This is a genomic window from Maribellus sediminis, assembly GCF_011799805.1.
Classification (GTDB): domain Bacteria; phylum Bacteroidota; class Bacteroidia; order Bacteroidales; family Prolixibacteraceae; genus Draconibacterium; species Draconibacterium sediminis_A.
The window spans coordinates 553550-572488 of the sequence record NZ_WXUB01000003.1 but is presented as its reverse complement, the minus strand read 5'-3'; the positions used below and the strand labels follow the sequence as shown (position 1 = coordinate 572488).

16 protein-coding genes are annotated in these 18939 nt (G+C 41.5%); 13 read left to right on the top strand and 3 right to left on the bottom strand.

The window, feature by feature from the left end:
- The first annotated feature begins 133 nt into the window (after positions 1 to 133).
- Positions 134 to 2359 carry a hypothetical protein gene (locus tag HFD85_RS14265; RefSeq protein WP_167611107.1) on the top strand — a complete coding sequence of 742 codons (2226 nt, stop codon included), beginning with the start codon at positions 134 to 136 and terminating at the stop codon, positions 2357 to 2359.
- Between the two features lie 28 nt (positions 2360 to 2387).
- Here the strand turns inward: HFD85_RS14265 and HFD85_RS14260 are convergent, their stop codons facing one another.
- Positions 2388 to 3062 (bottom strand): hypothetical protein, encoded by a 675-nt coding sequence (locus HFD85_RS14260; protein ID WP_167611104.1) that lies wholly within the window; start codon positions 3060 to 3062, stop codon positions 2388 to 2390.
- A gap of 295 nt (positions 3063 to 3357) precedes the next feature.
- Between HFD85_RS14260 and HFD85_RS14255 the strand changes: the two genes are divergently transcribed.
- The 4 genes from HFD85_RS14255 (at position 3358) to HFD85_RS14240 (ending at position 8863) form a co-directional block, all read left to right on the top strand.
- Entirely contained in the window at positions 3358 to 4431 is a 1074-nt protein-coding gene (locus HFD85_RS14255) for a hypothetical protein (protein WP_167611101.1), read from the top strand.
- Positions 4432 to 4447: 16 nt separating this feature from the next.
- A complete protein-coding gene (locus HFD85_RS14250; protein ID WP_167611098.1) occupies positions 4448 to 5107 on the top strand; it encodes a DUF4956 domain-containing protein in 660 nt (219 codons plus the stop codon).
- Between the two features lie 270 nt (positions 5108 to 5377).
- Positions 5378 to 7837, top strand: coding sequence for a trans-4-hydroxy-L-proline dehydratase (gene hypD / locus HFD85_RS14245; RefSeq protein ID WP_240925051.1), 2460 nt, complete (start codon positions 5378 to 5380; stop codon positions 7835 to 7837).
- Between the two features lie 87 nt (positions 7838 to 7924).
- Positions 7925 to 8863, top strand: a complete 939-nt coding sequence (locus tag HFD85_RS14240) for a glycyl-radical enzyme activating protein (protein WP_167611095.1) — start codon at positions 7925 to 7927, stop codon at positions 8861 to 8863.
- 74 nt (positions 8864 to 8937) lie between these two features.
- Here HFD85_RS14240 and HFD85_RS14235 read toward each other — a convergent pair whose 3' ends face one another.
- Positions 8938 to 9690 (bottom strand): DUF6261 family protein, encoded by a 753-nt coding sequence (locus tag HFD85_RS14235; protein WP_167611091.1) that lies wholly within the window; start codon positions 9688 to 9690, stop codon positions 8938 to 8940.
- Between the two features lie 833 nt (positions 9691 to 10523).
- Here HFD85_RS14235 and HFD85_RS14230 point away from each other — a divergent pair.
- From HFD85_RS14230 to HFD85_RS14195, 8 genes are all read left to right on the top strand, one after another.
- Positions 10524 to 11096 carry a hypothetical protein gene (locus HFD85_RS14230; protein WP_167611088.1) on the top strand — a complete coding sequence of 191 codons (573 nt, stop codon included), beginning with the start codon at positions 10524 to 10526 and terminating at the stop codon, positions 11094 to 11096.
- 13 nt (positions 11097 to 11109) lie between these two features.
- On the top strand, positions 11110 to 11478 hold the full coding sequence (locus tag HFD85_RS14225) for a hypothetical protein (RefSeq protein ID WP_167611085.1): 369 nt from the start codon (positions 11110 to 11112) through the stop codon (positions 11476 to 11478).
- 163 nt (positions 11479 to 11641) lie between these two features.
- Positions 11642 to 13078: a hypothetical protein gene (locus tag HFD85_RS14220; RefSeq protein WP_167611082.1), complete on the top strand. Its 1437-nt coding sequence runs from the start codon at positions 11642 to 11644 to the stop codon at positions 13076 to 13078.
- A gap of 197 nt (positions 13079 to 13275) precedes the next feature.
- The gene (locus HFD85_RS14215; RefSeq protein ID WP_167611079.1) at positions 13276 to 13956 is read left to right on the top strand and encodes a DUF4253 domain-containing protein; all 681 of its coding nucleotides are present in this window, start codon (positions 13276 to 13278) and stop codon (positions 13954 to 13956) included.
- 187 nt (positions 13957 to 14143) lie between these two features.
- Positions 14144 to 14692: a hypothetical protein gene (locus HFD85_RS14210; protein WP_167611076.1), complete on the top strand. Its 549-nt coding sequence runs from the start codon at positions 14144 to 14146 to the stop codon at positions 14690 to 14692.
- A 474-nt stretch (positions 14693 to 15166) separates the two neighbouring features.
- Entirely contained in the window at positions 15167 to 15691 is a 525-nt protein-coding gene (locus tag HFD85_RS14205) for a DUF4382 domain-containing protein (protein ID WP_167611073.1), read from the top strand.
- Positions 15692 to 15937: 246 nt separating this feature from the next.
- Positions 15938 to 16729 (top strand): hypothetical protein, encoded by a 792-nt coding sequence (locus HFD85_RS14200; protein ID WP_167611070.1) that lies wholly within the window; start codon positions 15938 to 15940, stop codon positions 16727 to 16729.
- Entirely contained in the window at positions 16729 to 17805 is a 1077-nt protein-coding gene (locus HFD85_RS14195) for a PCMD domain-containing protein (protein ID WP_167611067.1), read from the top strand. The genes HFD85_RS14200 and HFD85_RS14195 overlap by 1 nt, the downstream gene beginning before the upstream one ends.
- A gap of 403 nt (positions 17806 to 18208) precedes the next feature.
- Here HFD85_RS14195 and HFD85_RS14190 read toward each other — a convergent pair whose 3' ends face one another.
- Complete coding sequence (locus HFD85_RS14190; protein WP_167611064.1) at positions 18209 to 18613, bottom strand: hypothetical protein; 405 nt, start codon at positions 18611 to 18613, stop codon at positions 18209 to 18211.
- Positions 18614 to 18939 lie beyond the last annotated feature (326 nt).

The following is an 18939-nucleotide window of genomic DNA, read 5'->3' as shown; positions in this document are numbered from 1 at the left end:
AAGAATATGTGGTAATTGATGCAGTTTTAAGCTGGCACAAATTATGTATCTTTAAAAAGAGAACTCAATATTGGGAGATTATGATTTCCAACCTTCACTATTTCAGTAACAACTTCACTCAAACAACTACGTTATGAAACTTTCAATTCTTTCCATTTTATTACTTTTTTGTACAACGTTTCTTCATGCCAAAACCGATAATAAACTGGTTTGGCCACGCGAAATAAAATCGGGCAAATATGTGATCACTTTATACCAGCCACAGCTCGAAAGTCTCGATCAGAACATGCTGTCGGGAAGGATGGCACTGTCGGTAAAAGGGCAAAAAGAAGAACTGATTTTCGGAGCACTGTGGTTCGATGCCAAGTTACTGACTGACCTGGATAAGCGCACTGCCACACTCATCGATCTGCAAATTCCAATGGTTAAATTCCCCGATGTGGAAGATGAATCGAAACTGGAAGATCTGAAAAAGCTAATTATCAACGATCTCACTTCCGTTGAATACGTGCTGTCGCTCGATCACATTATTGCCGATCTTGAGGATGCGGAAAGTGCACAAGTACTTAGTGATGACCTGAATAACGATCCTCCAAAAATTTATTACCGCTCGTCGCCAACCGTACTGGTATTTATTGATGGTGAACCGGTCTTAAAAAAGGTTGAAAATTCGAACATGCAATATGTGCAAAATACGCCTTATCTGATTATTAAAAACAGTGGGACCTACTACATAAAGGGCGGTAATTACTGGTATACCAACAAACAATTGGTCGAAGACAACTGGAAAACCGCTATTTCGGTTCCAAAAGATGTGGAGAAGCTGGCCAGGCAAATGATTGAGGAAAGTGACGAGCCGGAAGTTGGTGAAAAGGACGAAACCATTCCGGATATTATTGTTTCCATGGTTCCGTCGGAGATCATTACTTCGGATGGCGAATTGCAGTACGACGCAATTAAAGGGACATCGCTCCTGTATGTCAAGAATTCGGAGAACGACATCATCATGGACATTAACTCGCAAAAACATTTTGTGTTGTTAAACGGTCGCTGGTTCAGTTCGAAAACACTTGCCGATGGCGATTGGGTTTTTGTTGCTCCTGAAGCTATTCCTGAAGATTTCGGTAAAATTCCTGAAGATGCCAGTATATCGTCGGTGTTAGTGAGTGTACCGGGCACCGAGGAAGCCAAAGAAGCCAAATACGAACAGCAGATGCCGCAAACGGCGGTAGTCGATCGTAAAACAGCAACGGCCAAAGTGGAATACGATGGCGATCCGCAATTTAAGTCGATTAGCGGAACCGGGGTTGAATATGCGATAAACACGGCGAGTACGGTTCTTCGTATAAAAGGAACATATTATTGTGTTGACGACGGAATCTGGTTCGAATCGAAAAGTGCGAAAGGCCCCTGGGCGGTTAGCGACAGCCGGCCTGAAGAAGTGAACGACATTCCGCCAAGCGAACCCGTTTACAACGTGAAATACGTTTACATCTACGATTCTACACCCGATGTAGTTTATGTAGGTTATACGCCCGGATATTGCCACTCGTACTGGTACCATGGAGTGCCTTATTACGGTACCGGTTATTACTACCGGCCATGGTACGGTTATTACTATTATCCGCGTCCCTGTACTTTTGGATTTGGCGTTCACTACAACCCATACACCGGTTGGGGATTTTCGGTAGGAGTGAGCTATGGTTGGTTTACTGCTTCGTTTTACGGACCCGGTTATGGTTACTGGGGGCCTGCGGGCTACCGACATGGCTATCGTCACGGTTACCATCATGGCTATCACCACGGCTACCGAAATGGTTATATGTCGGGCTATGGTGCCGGTTATGCACACGGAAGACACGATTCGCGAAATGTATACAACCGCCGTTCAACCGGAGTTCGTTCTACCAGCTCGGTACGTCGCGATGTACCTTCAACGGGCAACAGAAAGGTTTCTGCACGGCCATCGAACAGGCCAAACAACGTGTATACCGACCGCGATGGAAACATTCACCGAAGAGACAATAATGGTAACTGGACACAGGAAAATAAAAGGCCAAGTACACGGCCCGATCTGCCAAATAAATCGGCACAACCGTCAACCCGACCAGCTCAGCGACCATCTACGCAGCAGCCAACTACAAGGCCTACCCAACGTCCTTCTACGCAGCAACCTTCAGCGCGACCAACGCAAAGGCCATCAACTCAACCGGCACAACGTCCGTCAACTCGCCCGCAAGGATTGGAAAATCAGTACAATAATCGAAACAAAGGGACTACCAGGTACAACAATTATCAACGTAATTCAGCTCGACCGCCAATGAACAGAAGCCGTCCGACAGGCAGAACCAGGCGATAAATTTATTGACCTGGATGTTGGGATTTTACTAAGGCTCAATAATTTTTTTAGTGATAAGCTGGCGGGCAATCAGGTCGGCCAGTTTTTTTGCCTCTTCATCGATGGATTTGACATTCACGGATTTTGATTGAGCACGCCAAATAAGCTTTTCTGACTTTGCATCGTAAAGGTTGCACTCTAAATAGTAAGTAACCTCATCAACATAATGTCCATCGTTGTAAATGGTTCCCATCGAGTAATAATAATAATCGTAGTAAGTGCCGGCCATCGAATACGGAGTGCCGTAGTATGCCGGGCCGCCCATCATAAGAGACCGGTCGTTTACCCAACGTTCCTGTTGTGTTTTATCAAACATGGTGATGATCATAAAACCATCGAAATTTTGCTCGTTCACTTTATCCACAATAATCTTTCTAACCGCCTCCGGGGATTTATCCTTTGCAAACTCTTTGAATCTACCTGCAAATGGAAACACATCGTAGGTTGGCAGTGCATTAATATCGCGCTTTTTAAGCTGGTCAGTAACCGCCCGTTCAGTGATGTAGCGGTTCGATTGATCTTTAAAAAGCACCGCAACGCCAAGTCTGTCAAACTTTTGCGGGGTCATTTCTTTGTCCGACCAGGTTTTTGTGAGTTTTGTTGAACTGCACCCTGCAGCAACAATTATCGTAAGAAAAAGAAGTGTGGTTTTTAGAAATTTCATCTGTTTATAATTGTTTATTTTTTCGGTAACAGATGGAACTCGTCCCGAACACTCGGGACTCGTCTCATCCTATTATGTTTTACTTTTTGTGAGTTATTAAACACAATATTACAAAATTAATTTCCATAACAACCATTGCCCCGGGTTCTTAAGCGTTTTCATCGGATTTACGCTGTCATCGTATTAAAAAAGAAATACATCACGAGCTGGTAATACATAACTAGTGAAAAAATATTAAATTTATAGGTATGAGATGATTACATACGCGGAATTAAACAACTAACATTTTAAACTCATGAAGAAAGTCCTGTTTATTACATTGTGTTTATACTTTTTTGTCCCGGCTATCGCACAAATTTCCGATCCCGGTTATTTAATCGAACCGATAAACGAAACCATTGAGCAAACCAGTATATTCGATGATAACGAACCTTTTGATTTGACTCTTCAGTACGATATTACTTCATTCATTAAAAATAAATACAAGGGAGAATACCTCGATGCTGTACTTATTTTACATCTGAATGAAACCGATTCAATTGTAAAGAATATCAGGTTAAAGGCGCGAGGCAATTTCAGAAAGGGACACTGTTTCTTTCCGCCCATTTACCTGAATTTTAAAACCGATCCCATTCAAAACACCGATCTGGAAGGCATTAAAAAAATGAAGTTGGTCACGCATTGTTCCTCTTCAAAGGTTTATGAGTATTATATTTTGAAAGAGTACCTGGCTTACCGGGTTTATAACGAACTTTCGGAAAATAGTTTTCGGGTGAAACTGGTTAACATTAATTACGTCGATACGGGTAAAAAAGGCAGGAATTACCGGAAAGAAGGATTTTTGATCGAACCGCTGGAATTGCTGGTTAAACGAACGAACTCGGTGGAGGTGGATCCGAAGTTGGTAAGAGGTGGCGATGTGAAAGAACTGGATATGGACCGCGTAGCCATTTTTGAATATTTTATTGGTAACACGGACTGGCGGGTAAAAGGCGGCCATAATATGAAATACATAAAAAGTATGGAGGAGGTGACCAATAAGGTTATACCTGTACCGTACGATTTTGATTACTCAGGTTTTGTGAATGCGAGTTATGCCTTTCCCCAGGAATGGACCACGATAAAAAACGTTACCGAACGCGAATATTTGGGCTATTGCCGAAATAGTAACGAAAATCTCTTGCAGGTGATCGATGAGTTTGTGCAAAACAAAGAAGAAATTTATTCGCTTATCAACGGTTTTCAATTGCTGAGCGATAAAGAACGTAAGCAGTTGCAGCGTTTTACAAAGGGATTTTTCGATGAAGCTAAAAATCCAAAGGTATTGCTTGGAACCGTAAAAAATGAATGCAGAGGAATCGATTTTTAACACATAAATATTCAAAATGGATAGTTTAGTTATCTTACAAAATGCTACGTTTTCCGAATTCTGGCTCCGATTACTTGCCAACACAATTTCTTTATTCGTTATTATTCGTTTTATTTATTATCCCAACAATCACCGGGTGAAATACCTGTTTGTTTTTTCATTAATGGGAATGATGATCTTTCTGATTGCGTCCATTCTCGACCAGGTTAAAATTGAAATGGGATTCGCACTTGGGCTGTTTGCGGTATTTGCCATTATCCGCTTCCGTTCACCACAGATTGATTTAAAAGAATTGACTTACCTGTTTATCATCATCGGGTCGGCAATTATTAATGCACTTGTTGAATTTAATGTTGAAACCTGGTTTGGTTTGTTTGTAGCCAATTTCATCATTATCGGCTCTACACTGATCATGGAAGTATACAAACCCAAAAATTATGTGGTGAAGAAAATGCTTGTTTTCGCACCGTCAAACTACGCTGTGCTTAATAACAAAGATCTGTTGCGCGACGAGATTATCAGAGAAACCGGAATAAATGTGGTAAAAGTGGAGATTGAGAGAATCAATAAAGTGAAGGAAGAAGTCTCCGTATGGATCTTTTTTCATGAAATGGAGGAAGTGGATGAAAGCCTATTTGTAAGTGCTGAAGAAAATGAAAATATGACTGATCATTAAGAATTCGCAATTAACGACTTTTTAGTATGAATTATCAGTATATTAATTTGGTTGTCAGTTTTTTATAAAGTTTTGATTATTTTCGTTTCTTCGTTAATTTTACAACAGTTTAGTAGCTGAAAAATGAGTCGTCAAAAGCATAAAACAAATCTTCAGATCACCTATCGGTGTCTTTTTGAGTGCTGGCTCTTGTATGCCTAAACTGATTCTTTGTTATCCCCTCATTTATTTATCCGTATTACATATTAAAATCACTTAAATTTTGGTGCTATGTCGCTTACTGAAATTAAAACGAAAAGTAAACCCGAACGCCCTGCCGGTGCTGAAGGGAATTTTTATACACCTCACCCCAATGCTATTGGTCCCGGAATGAACGAGCGTATTCAGCGCTTACGTAAACTAAGTGTCGAAACACAGGAATCGCTGTCGATCGAACGGGCACTCATCTCTACCAAATTCTATAAAGAGAATTACGGGAAGTATTCAGAGCCGGTAATGCGGGCGCTGAATTTCCTCGAAATATGCAAACAGAAAGCCATTTATATTGGCGATGATGAACTGATTGTTGGTGAACGCGGACCGGCGCCGAAGTCGGTTCCCACCTTCCCTGAACTGACCTGCCACAGCGTGGAGGATTTTCATGTGTTGAATACGCGCGATCAGCAGCGATACACCATTTCGCAGGAAGATATTGATACCTACGAGCGCGAAGTTATTCCCTACTGGGAAGGCCGGACCATGCGCGAACGCATTTTCAGCCACGTGCCGAACGAGTGGAAAAGAGCCTACGAAGCCGGTGTTTTTACCGAATTTATGGAGCAGCGTGCTCCCGGTCACACAGCTCTCGACGGGACAATTTACCGAAAAGGAATGCTCGACTATAAAAAGGAAATTAGGGCGCACATCGATCGCCTCGATTTTCTGAACGATCCGGAAGCCACGGGAAAGCTGGAAGAACTAAAAGCGATGGATATTTCATGCGATGCCGTAATCGTTTTTGCTGAACGTCATGCAGATCTGGCCGATGAGATGGCAAAAACAGAAACCGATCCACAGCGCGTTGATGAGCTGAAACGCATTGCAGAAGTGTGTCGCTGGGTACCGGCCAATGCACCACGAAATGTGTGGGAAGCCATTCAAATGTACTGGTTTGTGCATCTTGGAACGGTTACCGAATTAAACGGCTGGGACGCGATGAATCCTGGGCATTTCGATCAGCACCTTACTCCGTTTTTCGAAAAAGAATTGGCAGAAGGAACCCTGACTCGGGAAACCGCAAAAGAATTGATTTCCTGTTTCTGGATAAAAGTAAACAACCACCCGGCGCCACCAAAAGTGGGAATTACTGCCCGCGAAAGCGGAACCTACAACGACTTTACCAACATCAACATTGGTGGGGTGAAACCCGATGGAAGCGATGGTGTTAGCGAAATGTCGTACATCATGCTCGAGGTGATTGAAGAGCTGCACATTCTGCAACCCGGTAACTCGGTGCACATTGCCAAGGTTACACCCGATAAATTTGTGAATGCCGCGGTACATCTCATCCGCCAGGGACACGGTTATCCTTCTGTTTTCAATCCCGACACCTACATACAGGAAATGGTTAACCAGGGAAAATCGCTGCAGGATGCCCGCGAAGGAGGCTGCAGTGGTTGTATCGAAGTGGGTGCTTTTGGTAAAGAAGCATACCTGCTGACCGGCTACCTCAATGTTCCTAAAATTCTCGAGATCACACTGAATAACGGAATCGATCCGCTGACCGGAAAAGTTGCCGGAATCGAAACCGGCGATCCGCGTACTTTCAATAGCTACGAAGAACTGTACGAAGCTTTTTTGAAGCAGTTGAACTTTGTGGTCGATCAGAAAATACGTGTCAGCAACTACATCGACCAGATGTTTGCCAAATATGCTCCTGCCCCCTTCCTGTCTGTAGTTATCGAAGATTGTATTTCGAAGGGAAAAGACTACTACAACGGCGGTCCACGTTACAACACCAATTACATTCAGTGTACCGGTTTGGGAACTGTTACCGACAGTCTTTCGGTGTTGAAGAAACATGTTTTCGAAGACAAAACTTTTAGCATGGAAACCTTGCTGGGAGCGATTGCCAAAAACTACGAAGGCGAAGAGGCCTTGCGTCAGCGCATCCTGAACCGTACCCCTTTCTTTGGAAACGACGATGAATATGCCGATTCGATTGCCGTGGGTGTTTACAACGATTTACTGGCTGCCATCGAAGGCAAACCCAATACAAAAGGCGAAGTCTTCCACCTGAATATGCTTTCAACCACCTGCCATGTGTATTTCGGGCTGGTACTGGGAGCCACACCCAACGGTCGTTTTTCAGGGAAATCAATTTCCGACGGAACGTCACCTTCGCATGGTTGCGATACACACGGGCCAACCAATGTGATCCGTTCGCTGGGTAAACTCGATCAAACCAAATCGGGCGGAACCTTGCTTAACCTGCGTTTTGTTCCCAGCCTGCTGAAACGCGAAAAAGACATGGAGAAACTCGGCCATCTTATCCGCAGTTATTTTACGCTGGGCGGCCACCATATCCAGTTCAATGTTGTAGATACCGCTACCTTGAAAGCAGCTCAAGCCTGTCCGGAAGATTACCGCGACCTGCTGGTGCGCATGGCCGGTTACAGCGATTATTTCAACGACATGAACGCCGACCTGCAGCAGGAAGTGATCGACAGAACTGAGAATGAAGTACTTTAAAATAGATTTGAGTACAAAGTATTGAGTAGTGAGAATCCTTTTTCAATTTCTCATTACTCAGTACTCAAAATCTCAATACTCAAAAATATGACTCCACTTATTTTCGATATAAAACGTTACGCCATCAGCGATGGCCCGGGAATTCGCATTGCCATTTATTTTAAAGGATGTCCGCTGCGTTGTGCCTGGTGCCACAATCCCGAAAGCCAGCTGCCACAGGTGCAAAAACTGTATACTGCCTCGAAATGTATTGGTGCAAAGGATTGTATCGAGGTTTGTCCCGAAGATGCGCTGGCCTTAACGCGCGACGGGATAGTAACCGATACCGATAAATGTACCCTATGTGGTTTGTGTGCCGATGCCTGCCCCACGAAAGCCATTGAAATGTCGGGTAAGTTATACGATGTGCCAGAAATAATGCAGATCATCGGGCGCGAACGGATTCATATCGATCTTTCGGGTGGTGGCGTTACCTTTTCGGGAGGCGAACCCTTGATGTTTCCCGGCTTTTTACTCGAGATGCTGAAAGCCTGCGGCGAAAAAGGCCTGCACCGTGCAGTGGATACCTGCGGCCATGCTTCATCCAAAACTTTGCTCGAAGTAGCCCAACACACCGACCTGTTTCTGTACGACCTGAAACTGATGGATCCCGCTCAGCATAAAAAATGGACCGGAAAAGACAACAGCCTGATTCTTGAAAACCTGCAGAAACTGGCAGAAACCGGTGCAGAGATCAATATCCGCATTCCCTTTATCGGCAACGTAAATACCTCGGAAGAAGAAGTTACAAAAATGGCAGAATTTATCGCTAGTTTGCCTTATAAACGACGCGATTTGGAAATCGCATCACCAGGGAAAACACCTCTGGTGAGTATTCTTCCTTACCACAATATTGCTGCTCATAAATACAACAAACTGGGTGCGGAATATGAAGAGTTTGAAATGGCCGAACCAACAGATGAGGAGATCGAATGGGCCATGCATATATTCCGTAATTACGGTATTGAAACGGAAGTGGGGGGATAGAATCACATGGAACAGTATTAAGCAAAAAGGGCACCCACGCTGGATGCCCTTTTTCGGAATAAGTATCACCTGTTTTATTCTACAACAGGATCAACCGGACTGTCCTCGTCCCCAGAGCTCGAACGCCCGGTGCGGGCGCTCAATGTATCGTCGTAATATTTTATGCGTTGGTTCAGTTCGCGGATAAATGTTTCGGTAACCGCTGTAGCCATTTCGAGGGTAACCTGTGCATTTATTCGTTTCACAATGTTTTGGTAAATGGGGTCGATTTCGTCGCGAGTGGCTTTAACGTCGCCGCTGTCTTTGGCGGCCAGTTCAACGTTGCGCGATTCAAGCAGCGCCTGAAAATCGATATTCTGTTGTTTCAATGCAGCCACCCAGGCGGTTATGCCCAGTGTAGCACAGTCGGCTGCATTTTTTGTTTTCTCCAGGTCCTCAATCAGGTTGGTAATGGCGGCACTTTCTTCGTTGTACGACATGTTCCGCACACTTCCGTATAAATCGAAAATACGCTTCACCGCCTTTGCTGCTTCAGCTTCTGCCTCTATCGGGCTCATCAACGATGCTTTTATACGTTCGTTCAGTGCGCTCCAGGTTCGGTCGCGTGTTACATCCAGAGCCGTAATCTGTTCGGTTTTTACGCTTCCCTGGTCAATCAGAAGCGTTGCATTCTCTTTAGCTAGCGCAGAGGTAAAAGCCGGGTAAACCGTGTCGAGTTGCAAAGCTGCCGAAGTAGCTTTTTTAATGCCGTTGTCAACATCAACCATAAACTGGTAATGTTCGTTGTTACGCATACGCGCGAGTGTAATGGGTCGGATAATCTCCATAATTCAAATGATTTAAAAGTTAATTTTACTAGAAGCAATTTCTGCGTTGGGTGTAGAAATATGCTTGTGGTTTTACATTAGTTTAAAATTAAAGAAACCACTAATCCATGTCAAGGTTAAAAAAAATGTTGCTGAACATAAGTTCGAGTTGCGCGCCCTGATGCTTTTGCATACACTCGATGTGCTGCCTTTTATCAGTGGCGGCTAAATGTTCAATTGCGAAACCCTGCCACCGATGCGCGGCAGAGCAATGTACCAGTTACAGACCATTGCCGCCGATGCACGGCAACCTTATGTTCACGTACGAAACCACCCCGCGGGTGCGTGGCAAGGCTTTGTAAGCCTTACAGACCTGTGCCGCCAGTGCGCGGCAATACTTTGCAAGTGTTACAAAGTGTTGCCTTTGGCCGGTGGCGGCCTCTCTTTATCAGTGAGTTAGGGTGTTTTTTGTTGTGGTGTTTTTTCTGAAATCCGCTGCTGGCGAGGAAACCGGGCTAAAGCCCCTGCACTATGTGGTATTCGCTAAGCCAAGGCTTAAGGCCGGGCTTAAGCATAGCATACTTAAGCGGGCTTTAGTCCTCAATACGATTTTGCCGATTTCTTTTCATTCAAGCAATATTGTTTTGTTTAACAGGAATACTATCTTTAAAACAGCAATAAAAACCAAAACCATTGAATACACACTTCAAAATAAAATATATACAATAAGTTGGGTTACCCACCCCAATTGGGCGTATAACCCAAATTGACAATAGCGAAATAACCCAAAGTTTTGGGTTCCACGTACGTTAACGCCAAGTTTGAATGACAGTATTTATGAAACATAAAATAAGATGATAAAACATTACACAAAATATTTCACTCAGATTTCCTTTTTGATAATTTACTCATTTTTGGTTCTGAGTTGCAATAATTCAAGCACATACAAAACCAATAAAATTGCTGACTATTCAAAACCGAACGAAAGTTTTGAAGTTTCACAAGGGCGTGTTGTTTTTGACACTTTGACCGCCAATATAAATACCCACAAAATTGTACAAGGTGACAAATATGTGTTTTCCTACGAAAGGACTGGACTAACAGTTAGTGACGGAGAAGATTGGGATTTAAAGTATAAAGAAACTCTTGTTTTTCAAGTAGACACAACATTGAAAAAATTCGACTTCTGTGATAGTGATTTAAAAAATATCGATTGTAAATATTATTGGATTTGCTATTCCAAAGAGATTAAAAAGGAAATTAGAAACATTAAAACAGGTTGTATTAGTGGACTTGTTTCAAATGATTCGATTCAAGTTGATATTGATGTAAATTCCGAATTTGGATTTGGAAGTTTCATGGAGAAAAATGATAAAAGAAAAATTAAAGATAGCTTCAAAATAGCTATGACCACAATTACTGATTAAATCTAAAAACCACATGGATTTTCCACTAAGAAAAGGAACGACATATATTTCAGTCATCTGTCAAAATTTAAGTTATCCACTTGATTTGTATTGTTCAAATATCAATTTAGTAGTAGGAAATGAGAAAATAATAGAAATGGATTTTAATTCAATTTTCAACGCTAAACAGCAAACAAATGAAAAAGACGACTTAAGTAAGTTGATTAATAATCTTGGAGAATCTTTTCAAATAAAATTCTCGGACAGGTTGATTACTGAAACAATGAAGAAAAGGGTTAAACAAAATGAGGAAATTTCAGTGAAACTAATAGCTGGGCAAACATTTGAGACAAAAATGAGAATTGTATATCAAAACAAAGAGGAATTTAACCTTGAAAAATAAAAACCAGGCGTTAACATAGTACAAATTGCAGGGCGGGGTTTGGTGGTACGCCAACTGCGGATTCTCGTTTCGCAGTTCCGTGTCCTTCGGACAGGAACGCTCTCCGAAATCCGCCCCGACAACATGTACCAACCGTTAGCAACCATGCTGAAAAAAAACCAAAATGACACTGAGTAAAAACTTTCTACATAAAGAACCCGATTTCATAAAATTATCAAGATTCAGGTTGATAGTTGGAGGAATCTTGGGACTTCTTTATTCAATTTCTTTTTACTCATTTCTTTACGTCATAAGAGAAACATTTAGAATTCTTTCTGTTACTGAAAAATATGATTTATGGGTTCTTACAGATAAAGAAGTAAATTTTTACAACCTATTCTTTGCATTCTTATCTGTTATCATTGGACAATCGGTTTGTTTTGTTTTTTGGTTTGACCAGCCTAAAAAAATATTTGGAATTCGAAATTTTAGAAAAACAGCAATCGTTCACGAGCAAAGATTTTTGAATTGGTATTTTTTAAGTTGGTTTTCAAAAATAGCAGTTGTATTCGGACTCTTTTTTGGATTTATATTTCATGGGAGTTGGCATGTATTCAGTCTTTTCCCTGACTACAATTTTGTGTTTATCCTTATTATCATCGTGTTGTTTTTTCAAACCTGGAATACTTTAAGGTTAACTTACATTCGCAAAAGTTTAAGATGGATTTTAATATCAATATTATTTGTTTCAACAATTTCATTTGGACTTTCAAAAATAAATCTAACAAATTATAATGCTATTAACGAAAGTATTCTCAGCAAGAATATTCAATACCATTACAAACTTGACCTTCCTATTTCTGATATTTTCGAAAGACCGGAAAAACTTTCCTTACTTGAAGATATTTATGTTGTTTGTTCAAAAGATGATGATTTAAACTCAAATCCAATAATTATAGCAGACAATAAAAAAATCTCGCTGGATAGTTTACCAAATAAAATCAATTATTGGCGGTCAGCGAGAGCCGAAATAGAAATTCCTTTTATGATTTATCGTTTATATATCAACGGTGGAATTAAAATGGATTTTATAAATAAGCTTAAAAAGGAATTGTCAAATTCTGGCGTTTCACGTATTTCTTATGCTGTTATCCCTTCAAATAGCAAATTTGACAACTGGTACTATCCTGAAGTTTCATTCCCTGCAAGAATTCCAGATTGGAATTCAGAAATTATTAAAGTCTCTGAGATAGAACAAGAAATAAATAAAATACCTAACATCATAGAAATAAAACAAAGCAGGAAGGGAATAATTTCAATTAATGATTTGTTGGTGGACAACGAAAATTTAAAAACAACTTTGAAACAATTAATTGCACACGACCCTAATTATTTAATCAAATATTATTTAAATGACAGTATAAATTTTTCAAGCTACTTTAAGGTATTATCAGAATCAACAAAGGCAGTTCACGAATTGAGAAATGAATATTCACAAAGAAGATTTTCTCAAAAATACAGTTGGCTTAATAGTCAAGACCAGAATGAGATAAGAGAAAAATTTCCTATCAGGATAATTGAATTTACAGAAGAAAATATGAGTAAAAATTTAAATAAATAAAAGCACAGGTTGCTAACAAAGGTACATATTGCAGGGCGGGGTTTGGTGGTACGCCAACTGCCCCCGAGCACTCGGGGTCGCATCGCAGTTCCGTGTCCTTCGGACAGGAACGCTCTCCGAAATCCGCCCCGACAACATGTACCAACCGTTGTGTAGCATTTAAACTGAGTGAGGCGATTGTACCTTAAAGCAGAATTATGAAAAGACTAGCATACTTGATTGTAATTTTTATTTTATCCTGTGGTTATCAAAAACCGTCAAACGGAGAAAAATATAGAGCACAGGACGGGATAGAAATAAATCCTAATATTATTTCTGAAATATCAAGATTAAGTACTAAAAAACCTGAAAAAAATTCAGTGATTAGATATAAACCATCAGAAACAATACCAGGCGCATTTGAAACATACGATTCAATCGTTGGCGGAACTAAATTCAAATATGTTTCTGAAAAATTGGCATATGAGATAATCGATAAATATTTTCAAAACGTAAAGGATTCAAAAAATTATTTGTACCTGACGAACCTTGATTTTGACGGCAACTATAATTCATATTACGACATTGTAATTGCGCCCGTAACTGACCAGTGGGAACTTATTAAATTCGTTGGCACAGAACCTGTTAATTATGATTTAACAACTAAAGATGTAATCAATTGGTTTAAAGAGCGACAAAAAGAATTTGATTTTGAAATAATTGTAGCTGATCTTGATAGAATTGAAGCAAAAATAGAAACAGAACCAAAGTCATATAAAAAATTGGGAAAAGAAATTTACAAATTCTGTCCTGACGTAATTGACCAAGGACACTCAGACATGGGAGAATTAATTGAGTTTCTTAAATCTTCAAAAAGAATGTGGTTTTGGTGGGATTAAAAATAAAAACGCTACACAACACAGTACATATTGCAGGTCGGGGTTCGGTGGTACGCCAACTGCGCCCCGAGGCTTCGGGGTCGTTTCGCAGTTCCGTGTCCGTCAGCTGACGGACAGGAACGCTCTCTCCCGAGTACTCGGGACCCCGACAACATGTACCAACCGTTAGCGGTTATTTTGAAAAAACATGAAACAATCAATTAGACATATCGACAATAATGGTTTTTGGAAAGGATTTTATACAGTTACTCTTTTCCTTGGATTGACATTATTGTACTTAGAGACTTTGCTTTATCGAAAGACTCTTATTGATATTAGCATTTTGGCAATTATTGTTGTAGTTGCTGGCATTGTAACCTTTACATTGACTAAAAAACATTATAAATCAACTTATAATTTGAGAGGAAATTTTCTCCCATTTATACAAAGCATTTTATCCATGGGATTTATTGTAAGTTATTTATTCTTGGCTGCAAACTATTATCTATCCGACAATGATATAACAGAACATAAATTGACAATTAAATCGAAAAGTTCGCTACCTGGTTATAGAATTACAAGTAAACGACAACCGACTGTAAAGATTGATTATGCCGATTTTGAAAAAGAACTTGTTTTTTACACTTCAGATAAGGAGCTTGTCGAAAATGCCAAAGGAATAATATTAGAAATACGAAAAGGAGCATTAGGATTTGATATAATTGATAATTACAAAATTATACGTGATAAGAATTAAAAAACAACCGCAAACACAGTACATATTGCAGGGCGGGGTTCGGTGGTACGCCAACTGCCCCCGAGCACTCGGGGTCGTTTCGCAGTTCCGTGTCCGTCAGCTGACGGACGGGATGTAATCGGGGTGCAATCTGCAAGAATTATAATATCGAATATCAGCCTGCAAAAAGTTACGCCAGCAAGTATAGAGTAATCACGGGCGGATAATCGTATCCAGTCATGATTTCTTCGATTTTTTTTGTTAAATTTAGACTACGTTTAAGTATCTCAAAATAAATTCTTTTGGCTCTCAATCTTTGCGGGTGCAAACACAGAAAATGATGACTTCAGGGATTGTTCGTTTTATGTTAGACTACTGCTCAAGGAAACCGGTATCAGGGTGGGACTCGACTTTGCTGTTGGGCACGACGATTGGGGCGTATATTTTAGAATAGGAGAAGCTTTTTAGTATAAAAACCATTAAATTAAAAGTACTATGAAAAACAGAATTTTATCGATTTTCCTGGCAGCCGCTTTATTTACGGCATGCAGCGACGACGACAAAGGAACGGGAACGCTAAAAGTTCATTTAACTGATGCTCCGGCAACTTATGATGCTGTACTTATCGATTTGCAGGGCTTAAAAATTAATGCTTCAAGCGACAGCACTACTGAAAGTGGCTGGCAAAACTTAACGCTCGACACCATGGGGCAAATCGATTTGTTAATGCTTACCAATGGAAATTCCATCCTGCTTACCGAGGACGAAATTCCTGAAGGGCGGATCAACCAAATGCGCATGATACTGGGTTCGAATAACGAGATTGTTGTTGATGGCGATACGCTTGACCTGGAAACTCCTTCGGCTCAGCAGTCGGGCCTGAAGTTTAATATTCATGCCGATATTGTTGACGGGGAGACCTATTCGATGACCCTGGATTTTGACGCCGAAAAATCGGTCATCAATAAGGGAAACGGAACTTATTCCTTAAAACCGGTTATAAAAGTTATTACAGAATAAAATTGAAAGCTTATCCAAACACTTGCAGGAGAATTAAGGGCTGAAGCTCGATTTTAGATACAAATTTATTAACCCCGGCATTAATGCCGGGGTTATGCATGATCATATACTGCGGGGCTTTAGCCCTTAATAACATACAGTAAGCTAACTTTCATCATCTTTGTATAGCGTAATCTTAAATCACACTGTCCATGCAGCTGTTTTAAACTCAATGCTTTATATTTGATAGACAAAATCTGTTAATCCATGAAATGGCTTAAATACCCGCTACTTGCAATGTTGATCACTCTTCCGGGCTTTTTGTTTGCGCAGGAAGATTCACTCCGGATAGATGAAAAAGTTACTCCATACGACCTGCTTTCAAGCTACTATTCCAGTAATTTTCATCCTTTTCAGAAAGGTAATTTCTATGTGGGGCTGGCGTTTTCGATCACCGATAAAAAGCTGACCAATACAAATTATCTGATTCAGCAGGTAGTGGATGGAGAGCGGCTCGATTACGATATCCTGCTTAAAGGCGGTTATTATACGGGCGACTATGGGATGGTGATTCTTAATGTGAATTATTATCAGGATCATTTTGAAGGAACGATTTTTCAGGATCCGGATACGGCACAGTCGAAAACATTAAAACGGGGATTTGCCATACGCCCCGGCTTTCGATCATCGGTACCGTTGACCCGTACCGAACGCCTGAGTTTTTTCACCGAAATTGGATTCTCGCTGGGGGGAAGCAGTGCACTAACCCGAAACACTAAAAACATCGATGAGGTGCAAAAGATCTATAAAAACGAATTCGATTTTGGCGTGGGATTGAGTCCTGGAATCACCTTTTTTGCGATGGAGAATTTTGCTTTCGAAGTGCAGTTGAACAATGTGCTGGGGTATAAACTGAATGTGGCCAAAAGCAGTACCGACGACGGACCTGAATCGAAACAGGTGCGGCAGAATGTTGATTTCAACATCAACTTGCTTTCGCTGGAATTGGGGCTGGCCTACTACTTCGGAACCAATAAGAACACAAAAAGAAGCAACTGATGAAGAAAATAGCCTGCATATTAGCGATTGTTTTGTTGTTTGCCTGTGTTAAGGAAGATCACTTTGGCTTATCGCCCTATGGAAACATCAAGAAATTTCTGGTGAGTAACCAGGCGGGTAATGCAATTATCAATGCCGACAATTTGCTGGTGACCGTTGAGATTCCTGGCGGAGTTGAGTTAACGAAGCTGGTCGTTCAGGAAATATTGCTTTCATCGTTTGCTACTGCCAACGTTGCGGCAGGCGATGTAATCGACCTCAGCGATGATGCCACGATAACTGTTACTTCAGAAGATGGCAGCATACATGTTTGGACCGTCAAATCCTATGTGGCTTCGGCCACTCCCCAGCTTGCCAACGGCGATTTGAATGCCTGGTACAAAACCAGTTCGGGCTATTACGAACCCGGTGTCGATGCGGCTTCCACCATTTGGGGTACCGGAAATCCCGGCACACAAATTCTGGGCAAGACGGCAACCACGCCTTATGATTTGGGAGAAGGTAACAAAGCGGCACGCCTGCTAACCTACGACCTCGGATTGGCAGGTATTCCGTTAAAAACACCCATTGCCGCCGGATCATTATTCACCGGTTATTTCGATTCCGATAAACTGGATCCAACAGACCCGGAAGCTGCTGTTATTTTTGGTACACCTTTTACCGGGCGACCCGAAAAGATACGCTTTAAATATTCCTATGTGCCGGGGCCTGTAAATAAAGATCGTAATGGAAACGTATTGGATTACGACGACAATTGCGATATTTACGCCTTACTGGAAGTCCGCCTGGGCGGAACGGTGCAGCGATTGGGGACTGCCTGGTTTCGCAGCGATGCCAACCAACCCGAGTTGGTGACCAAAGAAATGGAAGTGGCATATGGTCCGCTTGATAATTCCTACCCTGATTACATGCGCGGCGAAGATGTGGATTTTGTCCCGGCAGATTCGGCGGCTTACATGTTACCAACACATATTTCTTTTGTGGCTTCATCGAGCTATGCAGGCGCTGTTTTTGCAGGCGCCGTTGGCAGCGAACTCATCATCGACGATGTGGAAATGGTTTATGAGGAGGAGTAAAAAGGTAATCATAATCAAAAAAAGAAAACAATTTAGTTCAATTATACCCTCTTTCCTGTCTCTCCCTTGTCAAATCTAGTCTTTATACACATCTTTATGGGATTCTGGTTCATTTTCGTCCGGAACTTCTGTTAAGCTTTGATCAGCCTTCTTCGCCGGACGACTTACTTCATGCTATTTTTACCCAGGGCGACGTAATTTTCTGAATTACTATGCCCTGGGCTACAATATGACTCACTTTCAGTGCTGGCATTGCAGGGAAAAAGCCCCGAGGGGGCGATCCGTCAGCTGACGGACAGCCCGGTGCGCATCGCCGGGTTATGTAACAGACAACGACTCGTCTGGCGATGAAAGTTGATTTGTGATTGTTCGTGGTCCCGGACGAAATTGTATAGACCATCGTTTATTCGCCCTTTCCCCAGGTCAGCACAATTATAATTCCTGTTATTCCTGTTATCACGGCATATGCCAGCGCATCAACAACAATTGCCCATACATTCAGCAGGATGTTGGTCATGGAGTAAATTCCCAGATCGGTAGTGAGTGCATACAAAACTCCGAAAAGAGCACCGATTTTTACACCATCAGTCCATGTTTTTGCCTGTCCCCATTTTAAAAATAAGGTTTGCAATAAGGCAAAAACCAGGTTCGAAAGAATTAATGCCCACCATATCATTTCATTGTCGGGCAAGTAGACATCCGTGTTGTAGTTGTTTGCTGAAAAGTCCATCAGCAGGATGCCCCAAAAAAGCCAGCCCAGAATGAAAAAGGCACAGGCACCAAAGATTGTCCCTCTTAGTAGTTTCATTTTAGTTTTTTTTATGGATAGCTGATTGCAGGTACGTAAAAAGATGGATTTTAGATACTATTGCATCAGTTTGAATCGACTTTAGATTAAAATGAATCAGGATGAGCTTTGATCTCTCAATCCTGCCGGAAACCATACTCTTTGGCTTGACCCAAATAGTATGCAGAAAGCTCAAGGCTGCTTTTTATCTGCACCTTTCATCTTCACCCAGGCTAAGTTCGCGCGAGTGATCTCCTCAATTCTTCGGAGCTTCTCGAGCTCTCTAAGCCCAGGTTTCGATTCCAGGCTTGATAAAAAAAGGCCAACTCTCGGATGAGCTTCCCAAT

What these genes read in the sequence shown, in the direction of transcription:
- HFD85_RS14200 (WP_167611070.1), top strand. Translation starts at nt 15,938, where the DNA reads ATGAAATGGCTTAAATACCCGCTACTTGCAATGTTGATCACTCTTCCG.
- HFD85_RS14210 (WP_167611076.1), top strand. Translation starts at nt 14,144, where the DNA reads ATGAAACAATCAATTAGACATATCGACAATAATGGTTTTTGGAAAGGA.
- HFD85_RS14235 (WP_167611091.1), bottom strand. Translation starts at nt 9,690, where the DNA reads ATGGAGATTATCCGACCCATTACACTCGCGCGTATGCGTAACAACGAA.
- HFD85_RS14230 (WP_167611088.1), top strand. Translation starts at nt 10,524, where the DNA reads ATGATAAAACATTACACAAAATATTTCACTCAGATTTCCTTTTTGATA.
- HFD85_RS14250 (WP_167611098.1), top strand. Translation starts at nt 4,448, where the DNA reads ATGGATAGTTTAGTTATCTTACAAAATGCTACGTTTTCCGAATTCTGG.
- HFD85_RS14215 (WP_167611079.1), top strand. Translation starts at nt 13,276, where the DNA reads ATGAAAAGACTAGCATACTTGATTGTAATTTTTATTTTATCCTGTGGT.
- HFD85_RS14205 (WP_167611073.1), top strand. Translation starts at nt 15,167, where the DNA reads ATGAAAAACAGAATTTTATCGATTTTCCTGGCAGCCGCTTTATTTACG.
- HFD85_RS14265 (WP_167611107.1), top strand. Translation starts at nt 134, where the DNA reads ATGAAACTTTCAATTCTTTCCATTTTATTACTTTTTTGTACAACGTTT.
- HFD85_RS14255 (WP_167611101.1), top strand. Translation starts at nt 3,358, where the DNA reads ATGAAGAAAGTCCTGTTTATTACATTGTGTTTATACTTTTTTGTCCCG.
- HFD85_RS14225 (WP_167611085.1), top strand. Translation starts at nt 11,110, where the DNA reads ATGGATTTTCCACTAAGAAAAGGAACGACATATATTTCAGTCATCTGT.
- HFD85_RS14240 (WP_167611095.1), top strand. Translation starts at nt 7,925, where the DNA reads ATGACTCCACTTATTTTCGATATAAAACGTTACGCCATCAGCGATGGC.
- HFD85_RS14190 (WP_167611064.1), bottom strand. Translation starts at nt 18,613, where the DNA reads ATGAAACTACTAAGAGGGACAATCTTTGGTGCCTGTGCCTTTTTCATT.
- HFD85_RS14220 (WP_167611082.1), top strand. Translation starts at nt 11,642, where the DNA reads ATGACACTGAGTAAAAACTTTCTACATAAAGAACCCGATTTCATAAAA.
- HFD85_RS14195 (WP_167611067.1), top strand. Translation starts at nt 16,729, where the DNA reads ATGAAGAAAATAGCCTGCATATTAGCGATTGTTTTGTTGTTTGCCTGT.
- hypD (WP_240925051.1), top strand. Translation starts at nt 5,378, where the DNA reads ATGTCGCTTACTGAAATTAAAACGAAAAGTAAACCCGAACGCCCTGCC.
- HFD85_RS14260 (WP_167611104.1), bottom strand. Translation starts at nt 3,062, where the DNA reads ATGAAATTTCTAAAAACCACACTTCTTTTTCTTACGATAATTGTTGCT.